This is a genomic window from Vibrio sp. MMH1-50 (assembly GCF_022347645.1).
Taxonomy (GTDB): Bacteria; Pseudomonadota; Gammaproteobacteria; order Enterobacterales; family Vibrionaceae; genus Vibrio; species Vibrio harveyi.
The window spans coordinates 25,762-47,032 of record NZ_JAKRGG010000036.1; the positions used below are offsets into that span (position 1 = coordinate 25,762).

A 21,271-nucleotide genomic window follows, 5' to 3' on the forward strand; every position below is an offset into this window, starting at 1 on the left:
ACAACCTTTGCACGAAGAAAATTCTCTGTGCGCTAACTACATAAGCACGCAGGAATTTCGGAGCGAGAGTAGAGATGGATAAGCTATTAGTTACGGGCATAGATATTGGCCATAACAGCCTCAAAGCCGTGGTACTTAAACCCAATGGCAACAGTTACGCCTTATTGGGTTACAAAGAAATAATACTTAAGGAAGGTATTGTCGCTGAAAATAACACCATAAATCATCAAGAAATTGTAAAGACCCTTAAAGAGATAAGAAAAGAGCTGCCATTTTGGGCTCGACGGGTCGCAATTTCTGTTCCTGACAACGCTGTGATCAGCAAGAAGCTGCAAATTGAGCAGAACTTGGAGGAGAGTGAGAAAGAGTTTGCCGTGGTGCAAGCTTTCTCGCATCAATCCCCATTTCCTGTTGAAGAGCTCAGTCTTGATTTTGTAAAGCTTGATGCCGATGAGCAGATGCGTGGAACAGACAGTTATCAAGTATTCGCGACTCGCAAAGATGTCGTTGAAACTCGTGTCGATGCTCTGCAAAAGTCAGGCTTGAAAACCGTGCTGGTGGACGTGCATTCACAAAGTTTAGGGCATATATGGAAACTGGCTGTCGAGCGCTTCCCTGAAAAGAGCAAGTATTGCTTGTTGGATATCAGTGCATTGAGCAGCTCTTTCACCATGTTTACAGAGCAGAGTGAATTGTTCCACAAGGAATTTCCTTACGGCACGCGCACTTCAAATGATCTATTTCAACAAGACCCTCTTGCTGAAGACTCGCAAGTTGCTACTGAGCAGTTTAATCGACAAATCGTTGATCGTGTAAAGCGCCAGATTCAGCTCTATACCTCGATTAATGGAAATCAAGACATCAAAGGCATTTGGTTGTCTGGTGAAGGTGCAGCTACGCCAATGTTAGCAGAAGAACTTTCAAGTCAGTTGGCATTGGAGTGTGAGTTGCTTAATCCGCTCGGTCTATTCGAGATGAAAGTATCGAAACGCAAACGCCGTGCAGCAGATTGGCAGCATTTTACTGCGGCTGCGGGCTTAGCGGTTAGAGGTATTCAATGGCTAGGAGGCAAACATGCTGTATCACATTAACCTCCTTGCGTGGCGTGAGAATCAACGTGAAGAACACCGCCGCCGCTTTCTGAGTTTGATCGTCTTGGGGGTGATTGTTGCGTTGGGCGTGCAATGGGGCATTGGTAAGTTCTATCAATATCAGCAAGATCAACAACAGCAGCGCCTTGATTATTTGGCGCACTATATCTCCCAGCTTGATAAACGAATCGAAGCGATGAAGATTGCTGAACAAGAGCACAGCAAGATCTTGGAGAGGTTAAAGATCGTTGAAGGTTTGCAAAATGGGCGTAATAAAACCACGGAGTTCATGAACCTGATGCCGTCGGTGATCCCTGAAGGAGTCTACGTCGATAAGATCAAAATGAATGATTATGAAATTGAAATCTCGGGTATCTCTGATAGTACACCTCGCTTGGCCACCATGCTCGACAACATGGAGCGTTCAGCCAAGCTGCTAGATGTCGACATGCATTCTATCGTTCATGGTAAAGCGCGTTTTGGGAAAGAGTTTCAGACTTTCAAAGTTTCCTTCATGTTCAAAGACGCCTCGGTGAAAGGAGGTAACCAACATGGTTAATTGGCAAGATCTAGAAATGGATGAGATCGCTGAGTGGCCATTGGTGCCTCAGATAGTAGTGATCTTGTTGTTAGTTGTGCTGATTCAAGGTCTTGGTTATTGGTTTTATTTAAAGCCAGAGCAAGAACAGCTGAATAACCTTATTCAAGAAGAACAAACCTTAAAAGTTGCGTTACGGATCAAAGCGAACAAAGTCGCTGCTTTGCCTCAATTGCAATCGCAACTTGATGAGCTTACTACTCGATACGAATTGCTACTGCAACAACTGCCTGCACAGAAAGAGCTGGCAACCATGTTGGCTTCGGTGAATGAACTCGGAATTGATAATAAGTTGACGTTCACCCGAATCGACTGGGGTGATAAGCAATCAGAACACTTCCTTTATCGTTTACCGCTCGACATTGAGTTGACAGGGGATTTTCATGATATCGGTCGTTTCTCCCAAGCGATTGCGACGTTGCCACGCATCATCACTTTTAAAGACGTGACTTGGCAGCGTGTCAGCCAAGAGAGTGAAACTCTGCACTTTCGTGTGAAAGCAAACACTTACCAGTTCAAACCAGAGGTGAAGAAAGATGAGAAGTAAATCTTTGCTGATGGTGTGTATTGCTGGCGTTTTGACTGCCTGCCAAGCCAATGATGAATCACTGACGGAATTTATTCGTGACGTGGAGAACCAAGCTCGCCGTGATGTCACCAAACTGCAGCCTGTTGAAGAGTATGTTGTCGTTAATTACGAACCCGAAATATTGCGTGCACCTTTCGAATTACCAAAAGAGGCAACGATTGCGACTCAACCTGTTGCAAGAAAAGACTGCTGGCAACCTCCTTCAAGAAAGCGAACTGGCAAATTGGAAAGGTTTCCTCTTGCGCAACTGCGCTTGAAGGGTGTGATGGGTATCGGCAGCAGTGTTTCTGGGTTGGTTCAGGCTCCGAATGGCACTGTTTACAAAGTAAAACCAGGTCAATACCTCGGACGCAACAATGGCAAGGTTACCCATGTATCCCACAACTATTTATTGATTAATGAAACCTTGCCAGACGGTTTGGGCTGTTGGCAAAAACGCAAAGTTAAGTTGGCTTTGAGATAGGCATAGCTGCATTTATTTTTGATATTGAGTAATGATGAAAATGAGACAAGGATTAACACTGACACCAAGGAAGCTAACAGGGCTCTTCTCTTTATGGTTGTTTCTACTTTTAGCCCCTTTAGTCGCAGCGGAAGAAGTAAAGTCTAACTCGCTTAAGAGCATCGACTTCCGTACTAATAAAGATAAAGACGCGGTTATCGTCGTAGAGCTTGCATCGCCAGCTGCTATTGTTGATATCAAGCGTGTGCAAGAAGGTTTAAGTATCGACTTGCTCAATACGTCAGTTAAAGACGATCAGCTTTATCTACTTGATGTAAAAGACTTCTCTACAGTGGTAGAGAGTGTTGAGGTTTTCCGCGATACCTCTACGACGCGTTTGGTCGCTTACATTGATGAAGATTATACCCATGACTATCGCCTCACAGGGCGTTATCTAGAGGTGAAGGTTGGTAAGCTCAAAGCCAACGAAAAAGCACCAGACAAAAGTATTCTGGAAAAAGAAGGCAAGTTGATTTCGATTAACTTCCAAGATATTCCGGTGCGAAATGTGCTGCAGCTTATTGCTGATTACAACCAGTTTAACCTTGTGGTTTCAGACTCAGTTGAAGGGAACCTGACCTTGCGTTTGGACGGTGTACCTTGGCAACAAGTGCTGGATATCATCCTTCAAGTCAAAGGCTTGGATAAGCGTGTAGATGGTAACGTTATTTTGGTTGCTCCGAAGGATGAGCTCGATCTGCGCGAGAAGCAACAACTAGAAAAACAAAAGCTTGAACAAGAAATGGGTGAACTTTCTTCTGAAATTATCAAAGTGAATTTTGCGAAAGCATCGGATATTGCAGAGATGATTAACGGTGAAGGTAACATTAGTATGCTTTCTGATCGTGGCAGCATGACGATTGATGAGCGTACTAACTCATTATTGATCCGTGAGTTGCCGGAGAATATTCAAGTAATTCGTGAAATCATTGAATCATTAGATATTCCAGTAAAACAAGTTCAGATTGAAGCACGTATCGTGACTATCAATGAAGGTAACATGGATGAACTTGGCGTTCGCTGGGGCTTCACATCGATTAATGGTAGTCATACGGTTGGTGGATCGATCGAGAACAACCTTGCAACTATTGGTCTCTACGATGGCGGCGGTGGCGACGGCGATGGTGAAGACGGTGGCGGCAGTGTTGGTATTGATGACTTCCTGAACGTTAACCTTGCTGCAACCAGCCCGAATGCAACCAGTATTGCTTTCCAAGTTGCGAAACTAGGGTCTGATACTTTGTTGGATTTAGAGTTGTCTGCGTTGCAACAAGAATCAAAAGCAGAAATCATTTCTAGTCCGCGTTTAATTACTACCAATAAGAAGCCAGCTTATATTGAACAAGGTACTGAAATTCCTTACCTAGAATCCTCTTCCAGCGGTGCGACATCCGTAACGTTCAAAAAAGCGGTGCTGAGCTTAAAAGTGACACCACAGATCACGCCTGATAACCGTTTGGTGCTGGATTTGAGTGTTACGCAAGATAGACCGGGTCAAGTGGTAAAAACTGGTACCGGTGAGGCAGTTGCGATTGATACTCAGCGTATTGGCACTCAAGTATTGGTGAATAATGGTGAGACGGTTGTGCTTGGTGGTATTTTCCAACACAGCATTACAAACTCCGTCGATAAGGTACCTTTATTAGGTGATTTACCGCTGTTAGGGGCACTTTTCCGCCGAAGTTACGAAAATGTCGGTAAAAGTGAGTTGCTGATTTTTGTGACGCCTAAAGTGGTGATTCAGTAAGACTCAGCGAGTAAAAAATCGATTAGATCAAAAATAAAGTTGCATTAGTGGCACCATGCTTGGATAATTTCGGGTCTTATCACGAATTATCTGTGAGGAATTGGTGCCACAAGCCTTGTAGAACAGCAGTTTGGCTGTGTGTTTCTTGTGGCGATCTTATTGAATTAACGTTGTAAATTATCGCTAAATATGGCTGAGAAACGTAATATTTTCCTTGTTGGCCCAATGGGTGCCGGCAAAAGTACAATTGGTAGACATCTAGCACAGCAACTGCATATGGAGTTCGTAGACTCTGATACAGTGATCGAAGAACGCACTGGTGCAGACATTGCTTGGGTTTTTGATGTAGAAGGCGAAGAAGGCTTCCGTAAGCGCGAAGAAGCGGTACTTGAAGACCTAACTCAAGAGCAAGGCATCGTGCTAGCAACAGGCGGTGGTTCTGTTAAGAGCAAAGAAAACCGTAACCGTCTTTCAGCACGTGGTGTTGTTGTTTACCTAGAAACAACTATTGAAAAGCAACTTGCGCGTACAAACCGCGACAAGAAGCGTCCTCTACTTCAAACTGAAAACCCTCGTGAAGTGTTGGAAAGTTTGGCAGGCGAACGTAACCCTCTATACGAAGAAGTAGCGGATTACACAGTTCGTACTGACGATCAGAGTGCAAAAGTGGTAGCCAACCAGATCGTAAAAATGCTAGAAGAGAGATAAGCATTTATCTTTTTCAAATTGGAGCACACCGATGGAACGGATTACGGTCAATCTAGCAGAGCGTAGCTACCCAATCTCAATTGGCGCCGGGTTATTTGAAGACCCGGCGTACCTTTCTCAAATTCTTTCAAGCAAAAACGCAAATCAGAAAGTGGTTGTGATAAGTAATGTTACGGTCGCGCCTCTGTATGCGGATAAAATTCTTAGCCAACTAAAACAGCTCGGTTGTGATGCATCCCTGCTTGAATTGCCAGATGGCGAACAATACAAAAGCTTAGACGTATTTAATCAAGTCATGAACTTCCTGCTAGAGGGAAGTTATGCTCGTGATGTGGTGATTATTGCGTTAGGTGGTGGTGTTATTGGCGACTTGGTAGGTTTTGCTTCGGCGTGTTACCAACGTGGTGTTGATTTCATTCAAATCCCAACCACATTATTGTCTCAAGTGGATTCATCAGTTGGTGGTAAAACCGCAGTTAACCATCCGCTGGGCAAAAACATGATTGGTGCCTTCTACCAACCTAAAGCCGTTATCATCGATACCAACTGCCTATCGACACTGCCAGAACGCGAGTTTGCAGCGGGTATTGCAGAAGTGATCAAATACGGCATCATTTACGATCCTGCTTTTTTCGATTGGCTAGAAGAGAATCTAGAACGATTGTATGCACTTGACGAAGAGGCGCTAACTTACGCTATTGCACGTTGTTGTGAAATCAAAGCGGAAGTGGTTGCTCAAGATGAGAAAGAGTCGGGCATTCGAGCGCTGTTGAACCTGGGTCATACCTTTGGCCATGCCATTGAAGCTGAACTTGGCTATGGTAACTGGCTACACGGTGAAGCGGTATCTTCGGGTACGATTATGGCGGCGAAAACATCTCATTTGCGTGGATTAATTTCGCAAGAGCAGCTTGATCGCATCATTTCCATTATGCGCCGAGCAAAACTGCCAGTGCATACGCCAGATAGCATGACTTTTGATGACTTCATGACGCACATGATGCGCGACAAAAAAGTATTGTCTGGTCAATTACGCTTAGTTTTACCTACGGGTATTGGTAGTGCCGAAGTCATTGCTGATACGCCGCAAGACATAATCAAACAAGCTATCGACTTCGGTCGAGACATTTAACCTTGTAATGGCGCCTTGGGGCGTCATTCTTGTAGTTTATTAAGGTTATTTAGATGAGTTTCGCTCACGTTCTTGAATTGGATTCACAAACCGAGTTATTAGACCGATTAGGCTTATTAACTAACTTTGCGTCTAATCTGATCGCTGTTAATGGTCAAGCCGGGTACGGAAAATCTTGGTTGGCACAGCGATACCTTGAGTTCGGTGCCAGTAACAAAAATCAATGTTTGTTACTTTGTCATTCAAATCAAGATGATGTGCAGCGTCGCATGCTTATCTTGAGTCAGATCGTCTCGGATGCGTTGTTCAATCAGCAAGATACTTTGCTCGATAGCTTGGAGAGAATCTTAGGTGATGACACGTGCGATATTGCCATCGTGGTCGATGATGCGCATTTGTTGAGTGAAAACCTAGTTTCAGAGTTATGGATGCTAGTGCTTGCAGCGCAAGCCAATCCAAATTGGAAAATCAACGTCTTACTGTTCACGCAAACTGGGCGTTTAGAGTCAGTATTGTCGCGTATTAGCTACGGACAAGAGTACAAGCCAGTTGAACTCGATATTGATATGCTGTCAGAAGTTGAAGCTCGTCGCTTTTTTGAGTCGCTAGTGATTCGATATGTCGATGATGACTCTGAAAAACGCGTTCGAGATGCATTCAAGAAAGTTGACCCGGTACCGGGTGACATCATGGCTTTAGGAGAGATGAAAGTGGAAAAAAGGATCATTATCCGCTCAATTGTCGGTTCGCCCCTTAACATTGCACTCGTTGTGCTGGTATTACTTTTGTTGGCGGCTGGTGGATATTGGTGGATGTATAATCAACCAAGCCCTGATGATAAAGCGCAGCAAATCACTGAAGTCATTGAGCAAACTGCCATTCCAACTCTAAACGAGCCAGAGGCTCAAATCAGTCGTGCAGATTCATCGATGGATGATGGCTCAGAGCCTTCGGATGATACTAACCTGACAGACGCTACGGATGATTCAGATGCTCTTCCTCCAGCGGTAACGAGTGAAGTAGCGAGTGTCGGCAGCGAAGATAAGCAGCAACGCGTTGTGATTGAGTCGGATGTCGTTGACGCACTTCTAGAAGGTAAGCCTGAAGCAGCCGATACCACTAACATTGAAACGGTTGTCGAAGAATCTATCCCTCAAGCGAAAAGTGCATCAAATTCCTCATTGATCAATGTGGTTCAAACCGGTCAGCAGCCTGAAGCAGAGAAAGCGACGTCTGGAAAACCGATAGTGAAGTTCTCTTTTGCTCGAGAAGAGCTGAAAGCACTATCGCCTCGTGCTTACACTTTACAGTTGGGGGCAATGACGGCGATGGAGGATGTACAAGCGTTCCTTGATAAGTACGACTTAAATGGTCAGGTGAGAATTTATCCAACCGTTCGTAGCGGAACAGAGTGGTACATTATCACTTACCAAGATTACCCTACGATTCAGCTGGCGCGAGACGCTGTTGAAAGCTTGCCAGATGCACTTAAATCGGTGAGTCCATGGGCAAAATCACTGGGTCAAGTACATCGAGAAATTGATCGCGTGAAATAATCCTGAGCTTCGTTGAAAAATATGTTACATTCCGCAGCCTTAATTTTTGGTCGATAGATAGAGCAGTAGATGAAAAAGCAACGAGCCTTTCTTAAGTGGGCAGGAGGCAAATACGGTCTGGTTGAAGACATCCAACGTCATTTACCACCGGCTCGAAAGCTAGTTGAACCTTTTGTTGGTGCTGGCTCGGTTTTTCTAAATACCGACTATGACCACTATCTACTGGCGGATATTAACCCCGACCTGATTAATCTCTATAACTTACTAAAAGAGCGTCCTGAAGAGTACATCTCAGAAGCGAAGCGCTGGTTTGTTGCAGAGAACAATCGCAAAGAAGCGTACTTGAATATTCGCGCCGAGTTTAATAAAACAGATGACGTGATGTACCGCTCGTTGGCGTTCCTATACATGAACCGCTTTGGCTTTAATGGCTTATGTCGTTATAACAAAAAAGGCGGCTTTAATGTCCCGTTTGGTTCTTACAAAAAGCCTTATTTCCCAGAAGCGGAGCTAGAATTCTTTGCTGAAAAAGCAAAGAAAGCGACGTTCGTATGTGAAGGTTACCCAGAAACGTTCAGTCGAGCGCGTAAAGGCAGTGTGGTTTATTGCGATCCACCGTACGCACCGTTGTCGAACACGGCGAACTTTACCTCTTATGCTGGCAACGGCTTTACGCTGGATGATCAAGCTGCATTGGCTGATATTGCAGAGAAAGCCGCAACTGAACGTGGTATCCCTGTTCTGATCTCAAACCATGACACGACATTAACGCGTCGCCTTTATCATGGTGCGGAGCTTAATGTCGTAAAAGTGAAGCGAACCATCAGTCGTAATGGCAGTGGCCGTAATAAAGTTGACGAGTTGCTGGCGCTATTTCGTGCACCTGACGCGGACAAATCTGACTCTTAATTCTCACACTATTGCATTGAAATAGTGGATCTCCCCACTGGCTTCGGTAGAATTGCGCGCAAATTGTTTGCTGTTTGCTCGCCACTACTGAGGTCAGGTATGAAAGATTTTCTAATTGCTCCATCCATTTTATCGGCTGATTTTGCTCGTCTCGGTGAAGACGTAGAGAAAGTTCTCGCAGCGGGTGCGGATGTGGTGCACTTCGACGTTATGGATAACCACTATGTACCAAACCTGACTTTTGGTGCTCCAGTGTGTAAAGCGCTACGTGATTACGGCATCACAGCTCCAATTGATGTACATCTAATGGTGAAGCCAGTCGATCGCATCATTCCTGATTTCGCGAAAGCAGGTGCATCAATGATTACTTTCCACGTTGAGGCATCTGAGCACGTAGACCGTACGCTTCAACTAATCAAAGAGCACGGCTGTAAAGCTGGCGTGGTTCTAAACCCTGCAACCCCACTTGCTCACCTTGAGTTCATTATGGATAAAGTTGACTTGATCCTACTGATGTCAGTTAACCCAGGTTTTGGTGGTCAATCATTCATTCCTCACACATTAGATAAACTGCGCGCAGTGCGTAAGATGATTGATGAGTCTGGTCGTGATATTCGCCTAGAAATCGATGGTGGTGTGAAGGTGGACAACATTCGTGAAATCGCAGAAGCGGGTGCAGATATGTTTGTTGCTGGCTCTGCGATTTTCAGTGAGCCAGATTACAAGCAAGTGATCGATAAAATGCGCGCTGAGCTTGCAGAAGCAAAATAAGCGCGGATAAACACGTTCTTAAACTAGCGCGTTAACGCTATGATTTGAAAGGCTGCCACCGTACCGGCAGCCTTTGTTGTTTCTAGCGCGAACCGAGAAAAAATATCCATCGCGGTGTGCAAATAATCACTTGCCTATTTTGCGTCCTTTCTGTACTATTCGTGCTCCTTAAAACTCAGTCAATTTTCTTTAGTTCCTTGCTTCCTCTGGACGACTGAGCCATTTGTGGAAGCTGAATAATCCGTAAGGAGCAACCAATGCGTCATTACGAAATCGTATTCATGGTGCACCCAGATCAAAGCGAGCAAGTTGCTGGCATGATCGAGCGTTACACTGGTTCAATCACTGAAGCTGGCGGTAAAATCCACCGTCTAGAAGACTGGGGTCGTCGTCAACTGGCTTACCCAATCAACAAGCTTCACAAAGCTCACTACGTTCTAATGAACGTTGAAGCTGACCAAGCTGTAATCGATGAGCTAGAAACTGCTTTCCGTTTCAACGATGCAGTTCTACGTAACATGATCATGCGTACTAAAGCGGCTATCACTGAGCAATCTATCATGCTTAAGCAGAAAGAAGAGCGTGCTCCTCGTCGCGAAGAGCGTGCTGAAGCTAAGCCAGAAGCAGCTGCTGAGTAATTTTTCTTTTGACCATCCGGATGGTGCTACTTGGCTTCATTGCCAAATTGCCCATTCGTAATTAAGCCTATTGATAATAAGACACTGTTGGTTTCGGATAGAGTTTTACTCTGCAGATTTAGACAGGTAGTCGTCACTGGGCTTAGGTCACAAGTATTCACTCAGATTTAGTACAAGGCAGTAGCATTAAGATAAGTGAGCTTATCACTTGTCACTCCAATCGAAAGATTTAGGAAGTTAGTGTTATCGCCGACAACATTACTCAAATTTAAGATCAGGAGATAGCCCATGGCTCGTTTCTTCCGTCGTCGTAAATTCTGCCGTTTCACTGCAGAAGGCGTACAAGAGATTGATTACAAAGACGTAGCAACTCTTAAAAACTACATCACTGAAGCTGGTAAAATCGTTCCTAGCCGTATCACTGGTACAAGCGCTAAATACCAACGTCAACTAGCTCGCGCTATCAAGCGTTCACGCTACCTAGCTCTACTACCGTACACTGATAAGCATCAGTAATCGGTCGTTTTATTAAGAAAGAGGATTAAGCAATGCAAGTTATTCTACTTGATAAAATCGGTAACCTAGGTGGTCTTGGCGACACAGTAAACGTTAAATCTGGCTACGCACGTAACTTCCTTATCCCTCAAGGTAAAGCAGTTATGGCGACTAAAGGCAACGTTGAAATGTTCGAAGCTCGTCGCGCTGAACTAGAAGCTAAAGTTGCTGAGCAACTAGCTGCTGCTGAAGCTCGTGCTGAGAAAGTTAACGCTCTAGAAGCAGTTGTTCTTGCTTCTAAAGCTGGTGACGAAGGCAAACTATTCGGTTCTATCGGTACTCGTGACATCGCTGAAGCTATCACAGCTGCAGGCGTTGAAGTTGCTAAGAGCGAAGTTCGCCTTCCTGAAGGTGCTCTACGTAACACTGGTGAGTTCGAGATCAGCGTTCAACTTCACTCTGAAGTTTTCGCTACAATCAACCTACAAGTTGTTGCTGCTGAGTAATTCAGTACCAAGCGAAATAGTAAAAAGCACCTCCTCGGAGGTGCTTTTTTTATGTCTGAATATGATGAAAAGCGGGAGTTAGAAGGCAAACAAAAGGTTGACGGAAAATACACTATCCGCCTTGCTCAAGCCCTCTGGCACTTTATCGTGATATTGGCGAGAGTGCGCTAATTTAAGAGCAATGTCTTCGGTAATGTCATTGGTAACACTAAGATCACTGTCGACACGCGTGTTACTTCTACCACTCACTAACGTGATATCTGCAGAAAGGCTCAAGTTATCAAGTGCATGCCACGTGGTATTGATGTTACCACGCAAGATCCCTTCTTGAACGATATCTGGAAAGACGATGTCATCATCATCAATCTCATCTAAATTTGGCTCTTGGTAGCGAAAACCAGGACCAATTTCTGCCTCAAGGGTGAAGTTTTCAGTATAAGCGAACTGGTAACCCAGACCGCCAGAAAGAGTGTAGTCTTTAAAGTAAGCACTGTAGCGTGAATCAACCCCTTTAAAACTGCCATACAAGTATGTCTTTGGACCTAACTTGTAGTCGGTTTGTGCGCTATAGGTCGAAGAGCGCTTGTCTTCTTCGCCATCTTTGTAAAGGTTGTAGTACTTCCATTCGCCATTAGAACGGTGGCGACCAGAAGTGTATTCAGCACTCAGACGAGCATTCAGGGAACGAGAGTCCGTGTTACCTGTGTGAGCTTGATAGCCGAACTCGACCTCAGTTTTTAGAGGATCGGGCACTTCAATTTCTTGCTCTGGCTTCACTGATTCTTCAGCGTACGATGCTCCTGTGCAAAGTAAGCTAAAGCCAAGTAACCAGTATCGGGACACAAAAACCTCGAACGTAAATAAAAAGGAGGGGCATGATACTGATACAGATGTTTTATTGGGTCAATGATAGGTTAATTTTTATTAGACCTAAGTGGTAGAACCTTATTAGACACCTTTATGAAGGCGTTAAACTTTACAAACAATATGCTTCAGTACGGATTGATGAGATTCTATCGTAATCGAACAAATTCGCACTATAAAAAGCCACTTTTTAGTTCTTCACTTGTGGAATTCTTAACAAGTAATTGTCTCATGAGGGAAGCATCTTAGCTAAGTTTAAGGTTATAATCTTGGGTCATTAGTAGTTATCGAGCAAAGTCATGGCGGAAAACAGAAATCGCAAACCTTCAGACAGTCAGGTCGAAGCACTCAAGGTGCCACCTCACTCGCTAGAAGCTGAGCAATCAGTAATTGGCGGTCTATTACTAGACAATGAACGTTGGGACACCGTAGCCGAACGTGTTGTAAGTAGTGATTTCTATAGTCGTCCCCATCGCCTGATTTTTGAAGGGGTTAAAACCATTCTTGAAGATGGTAAGCCTCTCGACTTGATCACGTTATCTGAACACCTAGAGCGTCACGAACAATTGGAAGACGTGGGTGGTTTTGCCTACCTTGCTGATCTTGCCAAAAACACCCCAAGTGCGGCGAACATTAACGCGTACGCTGATATTGTCGCGGAGCGCGCGATTGTACGCGGTTTGATTGGTGTCGCGAACGAAATCGCTGATGCTGGTTACGATCCTCAAGGTCGAAGCTCAGAAGACTTAATTGATATGGCGGAGAGTAAAGTTTTCGCCATTGCAGAATCACGCACTAGCGAGAATGAAGGTCCACAAAACGTGGATAACATTCTGGAGAAAACACTAGAGCGAATTGAGATTCTATATAAAACCCCGCAAGACGGTGTGACGGGGGTAACGACCGGCTTTAATGACCTCAACAAGAAAACGGCAGGTCTACAAGGTTCGGATTTGGTTATCGTGGCGGCGCGTCCATCGATGGGTAAAACTACCTTTGCGATGAACTTGTGTGAAAACGCGGCGATGAGCCAAGACAAACCTGTACTTATCTTCTCGTTAGAGATGCCTGCTGAACAGCTGATGATGCGTATGTTGGCGTCCTTATCTCGTGTTGACCAAACGAAGATTCGTACTGGTCAGCTAGATGATGAAGATTGGGCGCGAATTTCTTCTACCATGGGCATTCTTATGGACAAGAAGAACATGTACATTGATGACAGTTCGGGTCTAACGCCAACCGAAGTGCGATCTCGTGCTCGTCGTATCGCTCGTGAGCATGGTGGTTTGTCCATGATCATGGTCGACTACCTTCAACTAATGCGTGTGCCTGCTCTTTCGGATAACCGTACCTTGGAAATCGCGGAAATCTCGCGCTCACTTAAAGCGTTGGCGAAAGAGTTGAATGTGCCTGTCGTTGCGCTATCACAGCTAAACCGTTCCCTAGAGCAACGCGCAGATAAACGTCCGGTTAACTCAGACTTGCGTGAATCGGGCTCTATCGAGCAGGATGCCGACTTGATCATGTTCATTTACCGTGACGAGGTTTACCATCCTGACAGCCCATACAAAGGCACGGCAGAAATCATTATTGGTAAGCAACGTAACGGTCCTATCGGTTCGGTTCGCTTAACATTCCAAGGTCAACACTCGCGCTTTGATAACTACGCGGGTCCAGCATTTGATATTGATGATGAGTAATGCAATGAGCTACATGAAAGCCGCGATGGCATGCATTGACTTGTCAGCACTGCAGCACAACTTACAGCGAGTAAAAGAACAAGCACCAGACAGCAAAGTGATGGCCGTGGTGAAGGCGAATGGCTACGGTCATGGTCTTCGTCATGTGGCTAAACACGCTACTCATGCGGATGCTTTTGGTGTTGCTCGTATCGAAGAAGCCCTTCAGTTACGCGCTTGTGGCGTAGTAAAGCCGATTCTTTTACTTGAAGGTTTTTATTCGCCAGGTGATTTGCCTGTATTGGTGACGAACAACATTCAAACGGTCGTTCACTGTGAAGAGCAATTGACGGCGTTGGAGCAAGCAGAGCTTGAAACGCCAGTTGTCGTTTGGCTCAAAATCGATAGTGGCATGCACCGTCTTGGTGTGCGTCCAGAACAGTACGATGAATTTATCACACGCCTTAAAGAGTGTCCAAACGTGGCGAAACCGCTACGTTACATGAGTCATTTTGGCTGTGCCGATGAGCTAGGTAATAGTATTACGACAGAGCAGATCGACTTATTTATGTCGCTTACCGCAGGCTGTCAAGGAGAGCGCTCTTTAGCGGCATCGGCAGGTCTGCTTGCATGGCCGCAGAGTCAACTTGATTGGGTTCGTCCTGGAATCATCATGTACGGCGTGTCTCCATTTGATGATAAAACGGCACAAGACATGGGCTATAAACCCGTCATGACACTGAAATCGCACTTAATCGCGGTACGTGAAGTGAAGAAAGGTGAAAGTGTCGGCTATGGTGGCATGTGGACCAGTGAGCGAGATACTAAAGTCGGTGTCATTGCTGTTGGGTACGGAGATGGTTATCCACGAACAGCACCGAATGGTACGCCAGTTCTTGTTAACGGACGCAAAGTACCAATTGCAGGTCGCGTTTCTATGGATATGCTGACGGTCGATTTAGGTCCAGACGCGACTGATAAAGTAAGCGACGAAGCTATTTTGTGGGGTATGGATTTACCAGTAGAAGAAGTGGCGAGTCACATCGGCACTATCGCTTATGAATTGGTAACTAAACTGACTTCTCGCGTCGAAATGGAATATTCGAAGTAACCCATGAAGAAAAGATTATTCTCAGTGCTGGCATTCTCTGCCAGCCTTTTTTTATCCCCGCAGATAGTCGCGAAAGAGAAAGACTCAGCATTTGTTCCGTTCTATTTCAGTACGGATACCATGGGTAGCACGATCGGTTTAGCTGGTGTGGCAAAAGGTGTTGGTCAACCTCAAGCTGCATTGTTTGGTATGGGGCTGTATTCTGAGAAAGATAGCTATGTCGGTTTTCTTTCTGCCTTCAACTACGCTTTGTCATCAAATCTTTTGTTTAGCACGCAAATGTATCAAGCGCGCTTTAACGACAACCCATATTACTTAGACAATCAAGGTTCAAACAACTCTTCAACGGAAGACAAAACGATAACCAATGGGGATGAAGAGAACTATAAACTCGAGTTCAAGTATTTGCTTCCTTGGGGTAACGTTCGTGAACATGGGTTACTTGGTGCATTCCAACCTATTCGCGATGTAAGTTTTGCTTCTCCGGTCGATTCTGGTGTCAGCTCAATTATCTTCACGCCGTTTTATTCTTCTCGTGAATTAGACATCTACAACGATAAGAAAGAAGAAGCGACAGGGTTTAGCCTGACATTTGACTGGGACAACCGCGACAGTGTGCGTAATACCACGCGAGGCTCCCATACCTCGTTTGATTTAACCACAGGAGCAGACAGCTTACAGTCGGAAGACTTATGGCTAAAGTGGGAGTTCCAAAACAGTCAGTACTATTCCCTAGGTCCGTTAGGTGATTGGTTTGATCAGCAAGTTCTGGCATTCGATTTCTATACTGCAGATACACCGACATGGAATCAGTGCGATGGCGCAGTATGTAGTCGTCCTCCAGAGCAGGAGCAAGTTCGCTTGGGTGGCTTGTATCGCTTGCGTGGTTATACGGCGGGTCGTTACCATGGACGCAGCGCGATTCACTATTCTGCGGAATACCGCGTATTGCCAGACTGGCAGCCGCTTGATGATATTCCTCTGATCAACTATTACGACTTACCTTGGTGGCAATGGGTAGCGTTTGTTGAAGTGGGGCGAGTCGCGGACGATTATGACCTCAAGACATTGCATGAAGACATGAAATGGAACGTCGGTGGCGCAGTACGCTTCCAAGTGGAAGGGATTGTTGTTCGTGCAGAGATGGCAAAAGGTGCCGATGAAGGTACTTTCCGAGTCATGATAAACCAACCGTTTTAACTCGATATAAAACAAAGGCTAACCCTAAGGTTAGCCTTTGTTGTCTCTAAGCTATTCGCCGTTGATGGTAGCGATAATGCGTCGGCTGCCACCGTAGTCTCGATGCTCGCCTAAGTAAATGCCCTGCCATGTCCCCAATGCTAATTGACCGCTTTGAATAGGAATTGTCACACTACTACCAAGCAAAGACGCTTTTATATGAGCTGGCATGTCATCATCACCTTCATAAGTATGTTGGTAGTAAGGGGCACGCTCAGGCACAAACTTATTGAAGTGGGCTTCCATGTCCATGCGTACTGTTGGGTCGGCATTTTCATTTAAAGTCAAACTGGCAGACGTATGCTGAATGAATAAATGTAACAAACCTACTGAAAGCGATTGGATTTGTGGTAATTGTTGTTCAATTTCATCAGTGACCAGATGAAAGCCTCGGCTACGTGCTTTTAATTGCAGAGTTTTTTGTGCCCACATATGCGTTCCTTTGGAAAAATTTGGTTTGGCGTCTATCCTAATCCAATTAGAGCCTGTCATTAGTAAATGATATGATTCCCAACGTCATAAATGAATTGTTTAAATTCGAAACAGGGAACGTGACCTAACTCAATGTGAGTGTAAGGGCACTCAGTCATAATTGGCGACTGAAAAAAAATTACAAAGACTTGTTTTGTGGCAATTCGCCCAAACATCTCATTTATATTCTATTTGCTAAATCGGGGATTCCGCAGTTTTCGCTAGACTGTAAGGAATGGAACCTACTGTAACATCGGGATAAAGACCATGTTGAAAAATATCAATCCAACGCAAACACAAGCTTGGAAAGCGCTAACTGCGCATTTCGAATCTGCACAAGATATGGATCTAAAAGAGCTATTTGCTCAAGACGCTGCGCGTTTCGACAAATACTCAGCACGCTTCGGCTCAGACATCCTAGTCGATTACTCAAAGAACCTAATCAACGAGGAAACTCTGAAGCACCTGTTCGCTCTTGCTAACGAGACTGAGCTTAAGTCAGCAATTGGAGCGATGTTCAGTGGTGAAGCGATCAACAAAACAGAAGATCGCGCTGTTCTTCACACTGCACTGCGTAATCGCTCGAACAAACCTGTAATGGTTGGCGGCGAAGACGTAATGCCAGCGGTAAACGCGGTTCTAGAAAAAATTAAATCCTTCACTGAGCGTGTAATCGGCGGTGAGTGGAAAGGTTACACAGGTAAAGCAATCACAGATATCGTAAACATCGGTATCGGCGGCTCAGACCTTGGTCCTTACATGGTGACAGAAGCATTGGCACCATACAAAAACCACCTGAACCTACACTTCGTTTCTAACGTTGATGGTACTCACATCGTTGAGACTTTGAAGAAAGTAGACCCAGAGACAACACTATTCTTGATCGCCTCTAAGACGTTCACGACTCAAGAAACCATGACAAACGCGCACTCTGCTCGTGATTGGTTCCTAGAAACTGCTGGCGATCAAGCACACGTTGCTAAGCACTTCGCAGCGCTATCTACTAATGCTCCTGCGGTATCTGAGTTTGGTATCGACACAGACAACATGTTTGAGTTCTGGGACTGGGTTGGTGGTCGTTACTCACTATGGTCTGCAATTGGCCTTTCAATTGCATTAGCTGTAGGTTACGACAACTTCATCGAGCTTCTAGATGGTGCTCACGAGATGGATAACCACTTTGTGTCGACAGATCTAGAAAGCAACATCCCTGTGATTCTTGCTCTGATCGGTATTTGGTACAATAACTTCCATGGTGCTGAGTCTGAAGCAATCCTACCTTACGATCAGTACATGCACCGTTTCGCGGCGTACTTCCAGCAAGGTAACATGGAATCTAACGGTAAGTACGTTGACCGTGAAGGTAACGCAGTGACTTACCAAACTGGTCCTATCATCTGGGGTGAACCAGGAACTAACGGTCAGCACGCGTTCTACCAGCTGATTCACCAAGGCACTAAGCTGATCCCATGTGACTTCATTGCACCAGCAATCAGCCACAACCCAGCAAGCGATCACCACCAAAAACTGATGTCTAACTTCTTTGCACAAACAGAAGCATTGGCATTTGGTAAGTCAGCAGAAACAGTAAAAGCAGAATTTGCGAAAGCAGGTAAGAGCGAAGAAGAAATGGCGTCTCTAGTACCGTTCAAAGTATTTGAAGGTAACCGCCCAACGAACTCTATCCTAGTTAAGCAAATCACACCTCGCACGCTAGGTAACCTGATCGCAATGTACGAGCACAAAATCTTCGTTCAAGGCGTTATCTGGAACATCTTCAGCTTCGACCAATGGGGTGTTGAGCTAGGCAAACAACTAGCGAACCAAATCCTACCTGAGCTAGCTGATGAGTCTGAAATCAACTCACACGATAGCTCGACAAACGGTCTAATCAATGCATTTAAAGCGTTTAAAGCTTAATGTTTGAATAGAAAAAGAAAAGGTCAGCAAATGCTGACCTTTTTTATTGCCTGGGGCAGAAACAAAATAGGTTGGTACGGACCAACCTATTTTTTCTCTATTATTCGAAACAAATCTCGATGAAGGCATTTCCCCACTGTGAAGAGAAAGGCATGATGATGATTGAGCCTTCACACTTGTGGCGAATGGTGTGACCTCGACCAGATACTACAACTGGTGTTGCCATATCAAAGTCAAACCCACTTTCCGCTAGAATGCGTTTCGCACCGCCTGTCACCATATTAGTGATCTCACCAACCATATCCGTCACTTCTTCGTTCAGTCCATTTGGACGTTCACCAAGCATGTTCTGCATGATTTCCAGTGCTAACGCTTCATCAAAGGTAATCGACATTGAGCCACGAGTTTGTGGGCCAACCATACCGATAAGACCAGAAACGTCACCTCGTGCGATCTCATCTTTCTTGATTCGCGGTTTTTGTGGCTTCAGTTCAAGCGAAGCCATAGTTTTTAGAACATTCATTAAAGAAGCTAAAAACGGGTTTACAAATTCAGCGCGCATAACGTTCTTCTATCTTTCTTATTTCGTCTCCGAGGAACATGCCTGGCATTCGCCATGGGTTTCGATAACTTGATTCGTCAGTTTGAATCCATGTTTCTCGGCGTTATTGGCTAATAAGGATATCAGCGTCTCGTCTTCAAGTTCAACGACATCGCCACATTTATCGCAAATTAGCAGTTGGAAAAAGTGCTGTTGAGTGTTGAACGAACAGCAAGTGATAAAGCTGTTGTTAGATTCCACTCGATGAATAAAGCCTTGTTCTAGAAGAAAATCTAATGCTCGGTATACCGTCGGTGGTTTCGCTTGTGGTTCACTCTCTTTCAGTTGCTCCAATAGCTCATACGCACTAGAGGCGCGGCGATTAGAACAAATGAGCTCAAAAACGCGTCGGCGTTGCGGCGTCAACCTTACTCCGCGCTCAGCGCAGATATGTTCAATTTGTTCAAGGATTGTTGGGTCCAAATCTTTCACCATAACTATCGGACGTGCTTTATGATAAACCATTTCTATACGAAGTTCGTTTAGAAAGGCTTCATTTTACCTACTATCAGAACGAAAATCATGAATTAAAGCAAGCCAGTGTATATCAGAGAGAGTAACCGATATCACAGAACGAGATCCCAATGCCGAAATATGTCTATTGGTAAGTAAGCTCACAACACTCGCATCCACTGCACAGTGGGTATACAATACCCGACTTCATTTTTTGAGCGCACCGTCGCGCTCTATCTTGGCAACGTAAAAACGGGTGTTTATATCATGACTCATTCTTGCAGGCTCTCTGTAGCACCAATGTTGGATTGGACGGATCGTCATTGTCGCTACTTCCATCGCTTAATGACCAAAGAAACCCTGCTGTACACCGAAATGGTGACCACAGGCGCGATCATTCATGGAAAAGGGGATTTCCTGGCTTATAACGAGGAAGAGCATCCGTTAGCCCTTCAGCTTGGTGGCTCAAACCCAACAGATTTGGCAACGTGTGCCAAGCTTGCGCAAGAGCGTGGCTACGATGAGATTAACCTAAACGTTGGTTGTCCATCGGATCGCGTTCAAAATGGTCGATTTGGTGCATGCCTAATGGCAGAGCCGCAGTTGGTCGCAGACTGCGTAGCCGCGATGAAAGATGTGGTAGACGTGCCTGTTACTGTGAAAACACGTATCGGCATCGATGACCAAGATTCTTATGAATTCCTAACGGATTTCGTGTCTATTGTTTCTGAGAAGGGTGGCTGTGAGCAGTTCACTATCCACGCACGTAAAGCATGGTTAAGTGGTCTAAGCCCGAAAGAGAACCGTGAGATCCCACCATTGGATTACCCACGCGCTTACCAATTGAAGAAGGACTTCTCACACCTAACGATTGCGATTAACGGTGGCGTGAAATCTTTAGAAGAAGCGAAAGAGCATCTACAACACCTAGATGGTGTGATGATTGGTCGTGAGGCTTACCAAAGCCCTTACTTGCTAGCGTCTGTTGACCAAGAGCTGTTTGGTTCAAATGCACCAGTGAAAAAGCGCAGCGAAATCGTTGAAGAGATGTTCCCGTATATTGAAGCTCAATTGGCAAAAGGTGCTTACCTTGGCCATATCTCGCGTCATATGTTGGGTCTGTTCCAAAACATGCCTGGTGCTCGTCAATGGCGTCGTCACATCAGTGAAAACGCGCACAAACCGGGTTCAGGTCTAGAAGTGCTGCAAGATGCACTGGCGAAGATTCCAAAAGAATTGAACGTGTAAATTTCACCAGTGGTTGGTGAAAATTACCAACTGATAAATAACAAAGCCAGAGTGCAGAAATACCTCTGGCTTTATTTTTACTTATATATCATGGTATTAGATATATATTTATAAGTTGGTATGGAACCTGCTCTAGTAAAACTAAAACAAAGGAGAAGTGATTATGTTGGAGCTGATCTTTATTTTAGTTTTCACAGCAACCCTATTGGTAACCGGTATTACTATGGTAACTGTATTTGCCGCAACAGGTATCGCATTGGTTGTGATGTTCTTATTGGGTATGGTAGGCGCTGTACTAAAACTATTGCCTTGGTTGATAGTCATTGCACTAGGTATATGGTTTTTTAAAAACTTCGTTGCCCAGCCTCGTTATAAGTAACGGATAGTAGAGATTTAGTTGATGGTGGGCTGTGAGAGTATGTTAGTATTTCTCACATGCCCCT

General features: G+C 44.9%; 23 protein-coding genes. 19 read left to right on the forward strand and 4 right to left on the reverse strand.

Going from position 1 to position 21,271, the window contains the following annotated elements; genetic code table 11:
- The first annotated feature begins 74 nt into the window (after nt 1-74).
- From pilM to rplI, 13 genes are all read left to right on the forward strand, one after another.
- Nucleotides 75-1,091, forward strand: coding sequence for a type IV pilus assembly protein PilM (gene pilM, locus MHO32_RS20470; protein ID WP_026000383.1), 1,017 nt, complete (start codon nt 75-77; stop codon nt 1,089-1,091).
- Entirely contained in the window at nt 1,075-1,650 is a 576-nt protein-coding gene (locus MHO32_RS20475; RefSeq protein ID WP_005451499.1) for a PilN domain-containing protein, read from the forward strand. The genes pilM and MHO32_RS20475 overlap by 17 nt, the downstream gene beginning before the upstream one ends.
- The gene (locus MHO32_RS20480; RefSeq protein ID WP_005451500.1) at nt 1,643-2,236 is read left to right on the forward strand and encodes a type 4a pilus biogenesis protein PilO; all 594 of its coding nucleotides are present in this window, start codon (nt 1,643-1,645) and stop codon (nt 2,234-2,236) included. The genes MHO32_RS20475 and MHO32_RS20480 overlap by 8 nt, the downstream gene beginning before the upstream one ends.
- Nucleotides 2,226-2,741: a pilus assembly protein PilP gene (locus MHO32_RS20485; protein WP_005451501.1), complete on the forward strand. Its 516-nt coding sequence runs from the start codon at nt 2,226-2,228 to the stop codon at nt 2,739-2,741. The genes MHO32_RS20480 and MHO32_RS20485 overlap by 11 nt, the downstream gene beginning before the upstream one ends.
- 34 nt (nt 2,742-2,775) lie before the next feature.
- Nucleotides 2,776-4,527 (forward strand): type IV pilus secretin PilQ, encoded by a 1,752-nt coding sequence (locus MHO32_RS20490; RefSeq protein ID WP_005451505.1) that lies wholly within the window; start codon nt 2,776-2,778, stop codon nt 4,525-4,527.
- A gap of 189 nt (nt 4,528-4,716) precedes the next feature.
- Complete coding sequence (aroK, locus tag MHO32_RS20495; RefSeq protein ID WP_005451507.1) at nt 4,717-5,235, forward strand: shikimate kinase AroK; 519 nt, start codon at nt 4,717-4,719, stop codon at nt 5,233-5,235.
- Between the two features lie 31 nt (nt 5,236-5,266).
- The gene (gene aroB / locus MHO32_RS20500) at nt 5,267-6,367 is read left to right on the forward strand and encodes a 3-dehydroquinate synthase (protein WP_009697563.1); all 1,101 of its coding nucleotides are present in this window, start codon (nt 5,267-5,269) and stop codon (nt 6,365-6,367) included.
- Between the two features lie 53 nt (nt 6,368-6,420).
- Nucleotides 6,421-7,923: an SPOR domain-containing protein gene (locus MHO32_RS20505; RefSeq protein WP_239213681.1), complete on the forward strand. Its 1,503-nt coding sequence runs from the start codon at nt 6,421-6,423 to the stop codon at nt 7,921-7,923.
- Nucleotides 7,924-7,992: 69 nt separating this feature from the next.
- A complete protein-coding gene (locus MHO32_RS20510; protein WP_005451513.1) occupies nt 7,993-8,832 on the forward strand; it encodes a Dam family site-specific DNA-(adenine-N6)-methyltransferase in 840 nt (279 codons plus the stop codon).
- Between the two features lie 99 nt (nt 8,833-8,931).
- Nucleotides 8,932-9,603 (forward strand): ribulose-phosphate 3-epimerase, encoded by a 672-nt coding sequence (rpe, locus tag MHO32_RS20515; RefSeq protein ID WP_005451514.1) that lies wholly within the window; start codon nt 8,932-8,934, stop codon nt 9,601-9,603.
- Nucleotides 9,604-9,860: 257 nt separating this feature from the next.
- On the forward strand, nt 9,861-10,241 hold the full coding sequence (rpsF, locus tag MHO32_RS20520) for a 30S ribosomal protein S6 (RefSeq protein WP_005451516.1): 381 nt from the start codon (nt 9,861-9,863) through the stop codon (nt 10,239-10,241).
- A gap of 288 nt (nt 10,242-10,529) precedes the next feature.
- Nucleotides 10,530-10,757 carry a 30S ribosomal protein S18 gene (rpsR, locus tag MHO32_RS20525; RefSeq protein ID WP_000090472.1) on the forward strand — a complete coding sequence of 76 codons (228 nt, stop codon included), beginning with the start codon at nt 10,530-10,532 and terminating at the stop codon, nt 10,755-10,757.
- A 32-nt stretch (nt 10,758-10,789) separates the two neighbouring features.
- Nucleotides 10,790-11,242: a 50S ribosomal protein L9 gene (gene rplI, locus MHO32_RS20530; RefSeq protein ID WP_005451518.1), complete on the forward strand. Its 453-nt coding sequence runs from the start codon at nt 10,790-10,792 to the stop codon at nt 11,240-11,242.
- 78 nt (nt 11,243-11,320) lie between these two features.
- Here rplI and MHO32_RS20535 read toward each other — a convergent pair whose 3' ends face one another.
- The gene (locus tag MHO32_RS20535; protein WP_009697565.1) at nt 11,321-12,085 is read right to left on the reverse strand and encodes a DUF481 domain-containing protein; all 765 of its coding nucleotides are present in this window, start codon (nt 12,083-12,085) and stop codon (nt 11,321-11,323) included.
- Nucleotides 12,086-12,405: 320 nt separating this feature from the next.
- Between MHO32_RS20535 and MHO32_RS20540 the strand changes: the two genes are divergently transcribed.
- The 3 genes from MHO32_RS20540 to MHO32_RS20550 are packed head-to-tail and all read left to right on the forward strand — an operon-like array spanning nt 12,406 to nt 16,096.
- Entirely contained in the window at nt 12,406-13,806 is a 1,401-nt protein-coding gene (locus MHO32_RS20540) for a replicative DNA helicase (RefSeq protein WP_005451521.1), read from the forward strand.
- Between the two features lie 13 nt (nt 13,807-13,819).
- Nucleotides 13,820-14,896 carry an alanine racemase gene (gene alr / locus MHO32_RS20545; protein WP_005451522.1) on the forward strand — a complete coding sequence of 359 codons (1,077 nt, stop codon included), beginning with the start codon at nt 13,820-13,822 and terminating at the stop codon, nt 14,894-14,896.
- A 3-nt stretch (nt 14,897-14,899) separates the two neighbouring features.
- The gene (locus MHO32_RS20550; protein WP_005451523.1) at nt 14,900-16,096 is read left to right on the forward strand and encodes a BamA/TamA family outer membrane protein; all 1,197 of its coding nucleotides are present in this window, start codon (nt 14,900-14,902) and stop codon (nt 16,094-16,096) included.
- Nucleotides 16,097-16,147: 51 nt separating this feature from the next.
- Here MHO32_RS20550 and MHO32_RS20555 read toward each other — a convergent pair whose 3' ends face one another.
- Entirely contained in the window at nt 16,148-16,567 is a 420-nt protein-coding gene (locus MHO32_RS20555) for a secondary thiamine-phosphate synthase enzyme YjbQ (RefSeq protein WP_005451524.1), read from the reverse strand.
- 306 nt (nt 16,568-16,873) lie between these two features.
- On the opposite strand from MHO32_RS20555, the gene pgi reads away from it, so the two are divergent.
- Nucleotides 16,874-18,526 carry a glucose-6-phosphate isomerase gene (gene pgi, locus MHO32_RS20560; RefSeq protein ID WP_239213683.1) on the forward strand — a complete coding sequence of 551 codons (1,653 nt, stop codon included), beginning with the start codon at nt 16,874-16,876 and terminating at the stop codon, nt 18,524-18,526.
- A 100-nt stretch (nt 18,527-18,626) separates the two neighbouring features.
- Here the strand turns inward: pgi and MHO32_RS20565 are convergent, their stop codons facing one another.
- Nucleotides 18,627-19,088 (reverse strand): chemotaxis protein CheX, encoded by a 462-nt coding sequence (locus MHO32_RS20565; protein WP_005381269.1) that lies wholly within the window; start codon nt 19,086-19,088, stop codon nt 18,627-18,629.
- Nucleotides 19,089-19,106: 18 nt separating this feature from the next.
- The gene (gene zur, locus MHO32_RS20570; protein ID WP_009697566.1) at nt 19,107-19,562 is read right to left on the reverse strand and encodes a zinc uptake transcriptional repressor Zur; all 456 of its coding nucleotides are present in this window, start codon (nt 19,560-19,562) and stop codon (nt 19,107-19,109) included.
- Nucleotides 19,563-19,847: 285 nt separating this feature from the next.
- Here zur and dusA point away from each other — a divergent pair, with 285 nt between their 5' ends.
- Together dusA and pspG are read left to right on the forward strand one after the other, a co-directional pair.
- Nucleotides 19,848-20,828 (forward strand): tRNA dihydrouridine(20/20a) synthase DusA, encoded by a 981-nt coding sequence (gene dusA / locus MHO32_RS20575; RefSeq protein WP_005451527.1) that lies wholly within the window; start codon nt 19,848-19,850, stop codon nt 20,826-20,828.
- Nucleotides 20,829-20,991: 163 nt separating this feature from the next.
- Entirely contained in the window at nt 20,992-21,207 is a 216-nt protein-coding gene (gene pspG / locus MHO32_RS20580; RefSeq protein ID WP_005451528.1) for an envelope stress response protein PspG, read from the forward strand.
- Nucleotides 21,208-21,271 lie beyond the last annotated feature (64 nt).